At 69.5% G+C, this 9,722-nt stretch carries 9 protein-coding genes and 2 pseudogenes; 5 read left to right on the top strand and 6 right to left on the bottom strand.

Features of this window, described 5'->3' with window-relative positions:
* A pseudogene (locus tag B3547_RS13495) lies at positions 1-191 on the bottom strand (isocitrate lyase); the annotation flags it as partial.
* Positions 192-338: 147 nt separating this feature from the next.
* Here B3547_RS13495 and B3547_RS13500 point away from each other — a divergent pair.
* The 5 genes from B3547_RS13500 (at position 339) to B3547_RS13520 (ending at position 4,766) form a co-directional block, all read left to right on the top strand.
* Entirely contained in the window at positions 339-1,760 is a 1,422-nt protein-coding gene (locus B3547_RS13500; RefSeq protein ID WP_125954532.1) for a helix-turn-helix domain-containing protein, read from the top strand.
* A 114-nt stretch (positions 1,761-1,874) separates the two neighbouring features.
* Positions 1,875-2,384, top strand: a complete 510-nt coding sequence (locus tag B3547_RS13505) for a GNAT family N-acetyltransferase (protein ID WP_292963959.1) — start codon at positions 1,875-1,877, stop codon at positions 2,382-2,384.
* A 23-nt stretch (positions 2,385-2,407) separates the two neighbouring features.
* Positions 2,408-2,983 carry a DUF1285 domain-containing protein gene (locus B3547_RS13510; protein ID WP_292963960.1) on the top strand — a complete coding sequence of 192 codons (576 nt, stop codon included), beginning with the start codon at positions 2,408-2,410 and terminating at the stop codon, positions 2,981-2,983.
* On the top strand, positions 2,980-3,588 hold the full coding sequence (locus tag B3547_RS13515; RefSeq protein ID WP_292963961.1) for an NUDIX hydrolase: 609 nt from the start codon (positions 2,980-2,982) through the stop codon (positions 3,586-3,588). Before B3547_RS13510 ends, B3547_RS13515 begins: the two co-directional genes overlap by 4 nt.
* Positions 3,585-4,766 carry a CCA tRNA nucleotidyltransferase gene (locus B3547_RS13520; protein ID WP_292963962.1) on the top strand — a complete coding sequence of 394 codons (1,182 nt, stop codon included), beginning with the start codon at positions 3,585-3,587 and terminating at the stop codon, positions 4,764-4,766. The genes B3547_RS13515 and B3547_RS13520 overlap by 4 nt, the downstream gene beginning before the upstream one ends.
* Positions 4,767-4,796: 30 nt before the next feature.
* On the opposite strand, the gene B3547_RS13525 is transcribed toward B3547_RS13520, so the two are convergent.
* From B3547_RS13525 to B3547_RS13545, 5 genes and pseudogenes are all read right to left on the bottom strand, one after another.
* A complete protein-coding gene (locus tag B3547_RS13525) occupies positions 4,797-5,330 on the bottom strand; it encodes a J domain-containing protein (RefSeq protein WP_124811121.1) in 534 nt (177 codons plus the stop codon).
* Positions 5,330-7,030 (bottom strand): caspase family protein, encoded by a 1,701-nt coding sequence (locus tag B3547_RS13530; RefSeq protein WP_292963965.1) that lies wholly within the window; start codon positions 7,028-7,030, stop codon positions 5,330-5,332. The genes B3547_RS13525 and B3547_RS13530 overlap by 1 nt, the downstream gene beginning before the upstream one ends.
* Positions 7,031-7,193: 163 nt before the next feature.
* Complete coding sequence (pal, locus tag B3547_RS13535; protein WP_125954527.1) at positions 7,194-7,706, bottom strand: peptidoglycan-associated lipoprotein Pal; 513 nt, start codon at positions 7,704-7,706, stop codon at positions 7,194-7,196.
* 141 nt (positions 7,707-7,847) lie between these two features.
* Positions 7,848-9,263, bottom strand: a complete 1,416-nt coding sequence (tolB, locus tag B3547_RS13540; protein ID WP_124811124.1) for a Tol-Pal system beta propeller repeat protein TolB — start codon at positions 9,261-9,263, stop codon at positions 7,848-7,850.
* Positions 9,260-9,722 (bottom strand): annotated as a pseudogene (locus tag B3547_RS13545) (hypothetical protein); the annotation flags it as partial. The pseudogene B3547_RS13545 and the gene tolB, both read right to left, overlap by 4 nt.

A 9,722-nucleotide genomic window follows, 5' to 3' on the forward strand; every position in this document is an offset into this window, starting at 1 on the left:
GCGGGATCGGCGTCATAGGCAGCCATGTCGCGGCGCATGATCTTGGCAGTGTAGCGGGCGATGTCGAGACCGGTGTGGAAGCGGTTCTGGAGGCGCATCCGCGCGACCGATTCCGGTTCGATGCCATCCCAGGTCTGCTGGAACGGGCCGATCGCCTTGCCGGCTTCGACGATGGTCTGGTGGTAGGTCATGGTATCCGATTCCCTTCCGCGTCATGCGTCTGTGCTTGAGGCCGGGATAAGGGGTCGAATCCGCGCGCGGAACCGGGTGCGCGGTGCTGTTGTCAAACTTTACAGATTTTCGTTGTAAAGTTGTACAGGCATGACAGGATGCCGCCCATGGCCAGCACGCCCCCTTCCGCCAAGTCCCCCGCCCGCCCGCTCTACCTGGGGCCGCGCATCAAGCGCCTGCGCCGCGAACTGGGCCTCACCCAGCAGGCCATGGCCGAGGAACTGGGCATTTCCCCCAGCTACATCGCCCTGCTGGAACGCAACCAGCGCCCGCTGACCGCCGACCTGCTGCTGCGCCTGGCCCGCGCCTACAAGCTCGACATGGCGGACCTCGCCGCCGACGAGCGCGACGATTACGCGCGGCGGCTGGGCGATGCGCTGCGCGATCCGATCTTCGCCGATATCGACCTGCCCGCGCTGGAAGTCGCCGATGTCGCCACCAACTTCCCCGGCGTGACCGAGGCCATGCTGCGCCTGCATGGTGCCTACCTGCGCGAACAGCAGGCGCTGGCGGCGCAGCGCGGCCAGGGCAGCGGCGATCCGGCGGCGGACCCGGTGGGCGAGGCGCGGCGCTTCGTGGCGGCGCGGCGCAACTATTTCCCCACGCTCGATTCGAAGGCCGAGGAACTCGCCGCGGAGATCGAGCGCGCCGGCGGTGGCGCGGAATGGCTGCGCCAACAGGGCGTACGCGTGCGCTTCCTGCCGCCCGACGTGATGATGGATGCGATCCGCCGCTATGACCGGCACAACGAACAGTTGCTGCTCGACGATACGCTGCCGCCGGCCAGCCGCGCCTACAACATCGCGTTGCACATCGCCTATACCGCGCTGCGGCCCGAAATTTCGACGATCATCCGGGGGGAGAGCTTCGCCAGCCCGACCGCCGCCAACCTCGTGCGGCGCGCACTGGCGGGCTATGCCGCCGCCGCGCTGGTCATGCCCTATGACCGGTTCGCCCGCGCGGTGGAAGCGCGGCGCTATGACATCGAGGCGCTGTCGGGCCTGTTCGGCGCCAGCTTCGAACAGGTCGCGCACCGCCTGACCACGCTGGGCCGGCCGGGGCAGGAGCGCGTGCCGTTCTTCTTCCTGCGCGTGGACGCGGCGGGCAACGTGTCCAAGCGGCTGGACGGTGCGGGCTTTCCCTTCGCCGCGCATGGCGGCGGCTGCCCGCTGTGGAACGTCCACACCGTGTTCCGCACGCCGGGCGAGATCGTCACGCAATGGCTGGAACTGCCCGACGGCCAACGCTTCTTCTCGATCGCGCGGACGGTGGTTTCGGGCGGCGGCGGGCACGAGCGGCCCCGGACCACCCGCGCCATCGCGCTCGCCTGCGCCGCCGAACACGCCGGGAAGCTGGCCTATGCCGCCGGCGCCGATGCCCAGGGCCTATCCGCCACACCCATCGGCGTCACCTGCCGCCTCTGCCACCGCGCGCAGTGTACCGCGCGCGCCGAACCGCCGATCGGCCGCGAGATCCTGCCGGATGACTACCGCCGCGCGGCCGAGCCCTTCGCGTTCGCGGAAAGCTGAGAGCCGGGACCGGCTGCGCGCGGTGTGGCCAACCCCGCCAGCGCTTGCAGCGGGGGCAGCGGGGGGCTATCGGCCGCTTCCCTGTCCGTTCCGCCGCAAAGGCACCACCATCCCGTGTCCAAGATCATTCCCCTTGCCGACGTCGATCCCGCGCTGGTCGAGCAGCTGCTCGATACCGCCTTCGAGCCGGAACGCCGCCAGCGCACCGCGTACAAGGTGCGCGAGGGCACCGAATGGCTGCAGGGCCTGTCGTTCGCCGCGCTGGACGATGACGACATGCTGGCGGGCACGATCCAGTGCTGGCCGGTGGCGCTGAACGACGCGGCCGGGCGCGCCCATCCGATGATCATGGTCGGCCCGGTGGCGGTGATGCCCGCGCTGCAGGGCAAGGGCTATGGCCAGGCGCTCGTCACCGCCAGCCTGACCGCGATCGATCCCCGCGCACCGCTGCCGCAAGTGATGATCGGCGATCCGGAATACTACGGCCGGTTCTTCGGCTTCGCCAACGCCCACACGGGCGGCTGGCGCCTGCCTGGCCCCTATGAGCAGCACCGCCTGCTGTGCCGCACCGCCAATCCGGCGGTGTTGCCGGCGGAAGGCATGCTGGGGCCTTGGCGCGGCTGATCCGATCTGGCATCGGAATCGCGATGCCCTATACCCCGCCCCCCGAACTCGCGGCCATGTCGCTCGCGGAACTGGCCGAGGCCCACGCCGAACGCCGGTTGCCCCCGCTCGACCAGTGGGCTCCCGCACGCACAGGCGACAGCCACATGCGGATCGCGGCGGACGGCACGTGGTTCCACGAAGGATCGCCGATCCGCCGCCCGGCCATGGTCCGCGCCTTTTCCGGTCTGCTGCGGCGGGAAGCGGACGGCGGGCACTGGCTGGTCACCCCGTTCGAGAAGCTGTCGATCGCGGTGGAGGACGCGGCGTTCGTCGCCACCGATATGCAGGTGCGGCACGAGGACGCGCGGAACCGGCCGGTGCTGGCCTTCCGGCTCAACACCGACGACGTGGTTCTGGCCGGGCCGGAGCACCCGTTGCGCGTGGCCGGCACCGCCGAAGTCCCCGCGTTCTACCTGGCGGTGCGCCACGGCGCGGAAGCGCGGCTCAACCGCAGCACCTATGGCCAGCTGATCGACCACGCGCTGGACGTGTCGGGAGAAGGCGCGCTCGCGGTGGAAAGCCTGGGTGCGCGCTTTCCGCTGGTGCCCGCCGCATGAACGCATCGCTGCTCGACCGGCTGACCGCGCTCTACGCCGACGGGCACAGCCGCACGCTCGACGACCTGTACAGCGACTGGCGCGCGCCCAGCGAAGGCGCGCTGCGCGATGCCGCCGTGCTGATAGCGGTGACCGACCGGCGGGACCATCCCGATGGGCCGGGCGTGCTCGTCACCCACCGCCCCTCGCACATGCGCGCGCATCCGGGGCAGGCGGCGTTTCCGGGTGGCAAGCTGGAACCCGGCGAAACCCCGATCGAGGCGGCGCTGCGCGAGGCGGAGGAGGAACTGGGCCTTCACCGCCGCCATGTGACCGTGATCGGCGCCACCGATTCCTTCCGCACCGGCACCGGATACCACATCACGCCGGTCCTGGCGGTCGTGCCCGAGGGGCTGGCGCTGGAGCCCAATCCCAACGAAGTGGCCGAATGGTTCGAGCCACCGTTCGGCTTCGTGCTCGATCCCGCCAACCACACCCGCAAGACCGGCTTTCACAACGGCATCGAGCGCGCCTATCTCGAAATCATGTGGCACCAGCATCGCATCTGGGGCGTGACCGCCGGGATCGTCGCCAACCTTTCGCGCCGGATCGCGTGGGGCGCATGACCAGCCATCTGCCCGCCGCCCCGTGGACGCAGCGCGCGGACCTCGCCGCGCTGGTCGCCGCGCTCGATCCGCTGGCGCAGGGCAACTGCCGCTATGTCGGCGGCGCGGTGCGCGACACGCTGCTGGGCGCCCCGGTCAAGGACATCGACATGGCGACCCAGCTGGTGCCGCAGGAAACCATGGCGCGGCTGGAAGCGGCCGGCATCCGCACCATTCCCACCGGCATCGTCCACGGCACCGTCACCGCGCTGCTGCCCGAAGGCGGGGTGGAGATCACCACGCTGCGGCGCGACGTGTCCACCGACGGCCGCCACGCCACGGTCGCCTTCTCCACCGCATGGCGCGAGGACGCGGCGCGGCGCGATTTCACGATCAACGCGCTCTATGCCGATCCGCGCACGCTGGCGGTCACCGATTTCTTCGGCGGGCTGGACGATCTGGCGGGGCGCCATGTCCGCTTCATCGGCGAGGCGGAGCAGCGCATCCGCGAGGATTACCTGCGCATCCTGCGTTATTTCCGCTTCCAGGCGCGCTTCGGCACACTGCCCGCCGATGCCGAGGCGGAACGCGCCTGCGCGGCGCTGGCGGCGGGGATGAAGGGCCTTTCGCGCGAACGTATCGGCTGGGAACTGCTCACCCTGCTCGGCCTGCCCGATCCCGCGCCCACGGTGCGGCGCATGGCGGAGCTGGGCGTGCTGGCGCAAGTGCTGCCGGAAGCGACAGCAGCGGGCCTCGACAGCCTCGCAACGCTGATCGCCAGCGAACGGCGCGAAGGGCTGGCGCCCGACGCCCTGCGCCGTCTGGCCGCGCTGCTGCCCGCCGATCCGCCCATGGCCGAACAGGTGGCGGCGCGGCTGCGCCTGTCGATCGCCCAGCGCAAGCGGCTGGCCACGGCGGCAGCGCGCGACGGTGTGGTGTCCGATCCGCGCGGCCTTGCCTACCGCCTGGGGCGCGAAGAAGCGCTGGACCGGCTGCTGCTGGCGGGCGCCTCCACCATGCCGCTCACCAGCTGGGACGTGCCCCGTTTCCCGCTCAAGGGAGGCGAAATCGTGGCGCGCGGGGTCAGCAAGGGGCCGGACGTGGCGCGCATCCTGCGGGCCGTGGAAGCGCGCTGGATCGCGGAAGGCTTTCCCGACGCGGCGCGCGTGGGCGCACTGCTGGACGCGGAACTGGGCTGACCTGACTTCAGCGCCCGCCTGAAGCGAACCCTACCCCCGCCACTCCCGCCGCTCCTCGGCGGCGCGCAGCACTTCGTAGGAGAGTTGCAGGGCATGAAACGCCTTGGCGGCTTCGGCATCGCCCGGCCGCACGTCGGGGTGGACTTCCTTGGCCTTGGCGCGCCAGGCCTTCTTCACCGCTTCGAAATCGGCGTCCGGGTCCAGCCCCAGCACTTCCAGCGCGCGCAATTCGTCGCGGCTGCGCGTGCCGTCGCCCGATCCGCCCCACTGGCTCCACGCCGACTGGCGATAGGCCTCGCCCGTCGCGCGCTCGGACTGCTCGCGCTGTTCGGCCTCTTCCTTGTCCAGCCCTTCGAAATAGTTCCAGCCGGCGTTGTATTCGGCCGCGTGCTTTTCGCAGAAGTACCAGCGATCCGGGCTGTTGGGCGATTTGGGCGCGGGGCAATCGCCCTTCTCCTCGCACCCGGCGCGATCGCACAGGCGCACGGTCGCCGCCTCGCTCGCAGCGCCATACCCGCGCCAGCGCGGGAAACCCCAATCCACCGATCGTCGTTGACGGGCCATCACTTCTTCTTTTCGTACCAGTCCAGATAAGTGCCCAGCTGGGCATCGGAAGGGCTCAGCACATTGCGCGCCAGCCGCGCCCAGTATTTGGCTTCCTTTACCGATACGGCAACCCCCTTCCCGGTGGCATAGAGCCAGGCCGTGGCGGCCATGGCCACCGGCCGGTTGTCCTGAGCCGCGCGCAGACAGTTGGCGAAGACCGTTTCGGGCTTCTGCTCGGGCGCGGTGCCGGCTTCAAGCTGGCAGAGCCAGTTGTCGGCCGATCGGCTGCCGGCGGCCGCCAGCGCCGCCAGCCGCGTCCGCGCCGCATCGCGTTCACCGCCATAATACCCCAGCGCATAGGCCGCATAGGGGTAGTCCGCCCCGGCCGCGGTCCGCCACAGGGCCATCGCCCGCGCCCGGTCCTGCTCGGGCGGAGAAGCGGTATAGAGCATGTAGGCGAGGTTCGACTGCGCCTTAGCATAGCCGGCCTCCGCCGCCTGGGCATAGACGCGCAGGGCTTCCGCGCGGTCGCCGGGACGATCGCCCAGGAATTGCAGGAAATAGGCATAGACGGTCAGCACCGCCGGGTTTCCGCCGCGCGCCGCATCGGCCAGAAAGCCCCGCGCGCCGGCGAGATCGCGCGGCACGCCGAGGCCGAGGTAGAGCATCGTGCCATAGACATACTGCGCCATCTCGTCGCCGCTGCCGGCAAGCGCGGCAATCTGTTCAGGCCGCGCCCGCTTGAGCACGCGGGCGGCCAGGATCGGGCCGTCCTCGCGCGCCAAATCGTCGGGCGTAATGACCGCGATCGCCGCGCGGGCCTCGGCCATCGCGGACGGGGCGGCGCGCAGGGCGACGGGCGGCGCGGGCGCGACCGCCGCGGCGCGGCGCAGGTAGAACCGGTTCTGGTCCGGCAACTGGCCATAGGGAATCGGGCTCTGCACCCCGTAGGGAAACCGCTGCGTGCCCGACTTCACGTCTTCCATCACGAAGCCGATGTAATCCGTCAGGTTCACGCCTGGCGTGGCGAGCCAGTCGACCACGGCGCTGGCAAAGGGGCTGTTGGTCCCGGTGGGGAACGGCCGCGCATCATAGGCCACGCTGCCGCGCGCGGTGGAATAGAACACGACCCCGCTGAACCGGTCCGGCAGGCCGATGAAGCCGGGCGGTCCGTCAGGCCCCTTTTCATCCGCATCGACGACGCGCACGATCGCGGCGCGGCTGCGACAGGCATCGAGGAAGGCGACGGGATGCTTCGCGCGGTTGGCGGCGGCCAGCGGCTCCGCCAGATTGACGAACAGGCCGCGCAAGTTGGCGCGGCTGGTCTCGGTGGGCGCATCGGACGGCACGAGGTAGTTGTCGCCCGCATATTCAAAGCCGTGCCCGGCGAAATAGAACACCGCCGTTTCGGCCTTCGCCGCCAGATCACCGAACAGCGCGACGGCCGCCGCCAGGTCATCGCGCGAGGCATCCTCCAGCAGGATCACGCGGAAGCCGCTGGCGGCGAAGGCCGCGCAGACCTGCCGCGAATCCGATCGGGCGTTGTCGAGCTGGTCCCAGTGCTGGTCGAGGTAACGGCGATTGCCGACGACGAGCGCCACCCGATCGCTGGCGATGTCGGCATCGCACCGCGGCGGCGGCGGCGCGGCCGCCATGGCCGGACCGGCCAGCGCCTGCGCCAGCAGGAACACGGCAAATGCCAGAACCTTCCGGATCATACCTGCATCTCCATGCACGCCACGGCCTCCCGCATGCCACGCCCCCTCCAAAAGCAACGTCCCGGGGCAAGGCTTGTCAAGCCATGCCCCGGGACAGCCGTTGTTGGGAAGCCATTTTATGCCGCCGCCGCGATGGGTCGCGGCGGCACACGCGGGAAACGGCTTACTGCACCGTCACCGTCACCGCGCGGCGGTTCTTGGCCCAGCTTTCCTCGTCAGACCCCAGCGCGATCGGGCGTTCCTTGCCATAGCTGACCGTGGTGATGCGCGAGGCATCGATGCCCACGCTGGTCAGGTAGTTCTTGGCGGCATTGGCGCGGCGTTCGCCCAGCGCGATGTTGTAATCGCGCGTGCCGCGTTCGTCGCAGTGCCCTTCGAGGGTGATCTTCTTGTCGGGATAACGCGCCAGCCACTGCGCCTGGCTTTGCAGGATGGCCTGCGACTGCACGTCGACGTTGTAGCGATCCGTGTCGAAATGGATCGTGTCGGACGTCACCGAAGCCACGAAATCCTCCTGGCTGCCGGGCATCGGGCCAGCCGGGGTCGTTACCGGGGGCGTGGTGGTGGTCGTCGTCGTGGTCGGGGCCGGCGGCAGTTCCTTCGGCGCCTTGGGCGCGCAGGCGGCGAGCGTCAGGCTGGTGACCAGGGCACTGGTGATCAGGATCTTGCGATGCACAGCATTCTCCTTGTGCAAGAGAGGGTACGGGGGAGGAAAAAGCGGGACGAACGCAGATGTTTGGCAATAGGTACGATGGAGCGAGAGAAAAGTGCGACGGAAAGCGCCTTGATACAACCCCCTGCGGCCCGTTGCGTTCCGTTACGGCAGCACCGGCCCCCAGGCCGGGTCCGATCCGTCAACAGGGGTGTTGAGCTTGCGCTCGTTGCGGCCGGTCAGGTCGACCTGCCAGATGCCGGTCCGCCCGCTGTTCCGTTCGGTGCGGAAGAACTGGATGATGCGGCCGTTGGGCGACCAGGTCGGCGCCTCGTCCTGCCAGCTGTCGGTCAGGTCGCGCAGGCCGGTGCCGTTGGGGCTCATCACCGCGATGCGGAAGTTCCCCGCGATGTGCGTGAAGGCGATCTGGTCGCCGCGCGGGCTCCATTCGGGCGTCGCCGCCCGGCCGCCGAAGAAGCTGATGCGCTTCTGGTTGGATCCGTCCGCGTCCATCACATAGACCTGCTGGCCGCCCGAACGGTCGCTTTCGAACACGATCTTGCTGCCATCGGGCGAATAGCTGCCGCCCACGTTGATGCCCGGCGTGTTGGTCAGCTGCTGCGATGCGCCGCCGTTGGCCGAGACGCGATAGATGTTGGTGTTGCCGCCGGTGGCCATGGAATAGAGGATCCACTTGCCGTCGGGCGACCAGCGCGGCGCGAAGGTGGGGTTGGTGCTCTGCGTCACCAGCCGCTGCTGCCCGGTGCCGATATCGTAGATGTAGATGCGCGGCGCGCCGTTCAGGTAGCTGAGATAGACGATCTGGCGGTAATCGGGCGAATAGCGCGGGGTCAGCGCGGTGGCCTGCCCGTTGGTGATGAAGCGGTGGTTCGCCCCGTCCGAATCCATGATCGCCAGCTGCTTGCGACGATGGTCCTTCGGGCCGGTTTCGGCGATATAGGCGATCTTGCTGTCGAAGAACGGGCTTTCGCCGGACAGCCGTGAATAGACCATGTCGGCGCACTTGTGCGCGGCGCGACGCCATTCCTCGGGCTTCACGATATAGCCCTGCCGGCCCAGCTCGCTGCCCAGCTGCACGTCATAGAGATAGCAGCCCACGGTCAGGCGGCCATCCGGGTTGCCCTTGACGAAGCCCTGCACCAGCATTTCGGCCGAACGCCCGCGCCAGCCGTCGAACGCGGGCGCGGTCACTTGCGCGAAATCGATCGCGGGCAGCGCGTCCGGCCCCACCGGCTTGAACAGGCCGTTGTTCTTGAGATCGTTGTAGATCACCCGCGCCAGGTTCTTGCCCAGCGCGGCGGTGTTGCCGCCATCGGCCGAGGTGGGCACCGCCTGGTCGGTGGCGAAGGTGGGAATGGCGATGCCCAGGTCCTGCCAGGCATTGTCGTCGGTGACCGAGCCGGTCAGGCCGCCATCGTCATGCGGTGCGCCAGAGGAATTGGGGGCGGGTGTAGGAGCGGCCGAGGGCGGCAGCAACTGCGCCTGCGCGAAAGCCGGCGCGGCGATGCCGAGCGGCAGCAGGGCAAGGCTGAACAGAAGAACGGTCTGGCGCGAGGTCATTGGGACAACTTCCTGTCGAAGCGGAACTGCGCGATGCGCTTCCAGCCATTGTAGTATTGTGCGGGGAGGTTGAAAGGCGCGGCAAGCTGCACCGCGCGGATCGCCATTTCGGCATGGCGCTGCGCCTGCGGGCGGTTGGCGTCGGTGATGCCGGATTGCTGGACGACGCGCGGCCGCCCGGCCAGCGAACCATCGGGATTGAGATCCCAGGCCAGGATCGTCACCAGCAGGTCGGCATCGGCCCCCTGCGGCGCGGTCCAGTGCGGCTTGATCTGGCGCGAGATCGAACTGGCGAGCGACGAGCGCACCTCCGGCCCAAGCGTAGCGGCGGGCGGCGTGTGCGCGGTGCCGGGGGTGGTCGCGCCGGCCACGCCCTTGAGGAAATCGCTGCCGACGAAGCTGCCCCCCGCCGGCGCATCGGGCCGGCGGCGCGGACGGTCGTCACCGGCTCGCGCGGCC

This window comes from Novosphingobium sp. UBA1939, from assembly GCF_002336885.1.
Lineage (GTDB): Bacteria > Pseudomonadota > Alphaproteobacteria > Sphingomonadales > Sphingomonadaceae > Novosphingobium.

Bases quoted from the DNA above. Each gene is read 5' to 3' on its own strand.
- B3547_RS13500 (WP_125954532.1), top strand. From the start codon at position 339: ATGGCCAGCACGCCCCCTTCCGCCAAGTCCCCCGCCCGCCCGCTCTAC.
- B3547_RS13510 (WP_292963960.1), top strand. From the start codon at position 2,408: ATGCCCTATACCCCGCCCCCCGAACTCGCGGCCATGTCGCTCGCGGAA.
- B3547_RS13515 (WP_292963961.1), top strand. From the start codon at position 2,980: ATGAACGCATCGCTGCTCGACCGGCTGACCGCGCTCTACGCCGACGGG.
- B3547_RS13520 (WP_292963962.1), top strand. From the start codon at position 3,585: ATGACCAGCCATCTGCCCGCCGCCCCGTGGACGCAGCGCGCGGACCTC.
- B3547_RS13525 (WP_124811121.1), bottom strand. From the start codon at position 5,330: ATGGCCCGTCAACGACGATCGGTGGATTGGGGTTTCCCGCGCTGGCGC.
- B3547_RS13530 (WP_292963965.1), bottom strand. From the start codon at position 7,030: ATGATCCGGAAGGTTCTGGCATTTGCCGTGTTCCTGCTGGCGCAGGCG.
- tolB (WP_124811124.1), bottom strand. From the start codon at position 9,263: ATGACCTCGCGCCAGACCGTTCTTCTGTTCAGCCTTGCCCTGCTGCCG.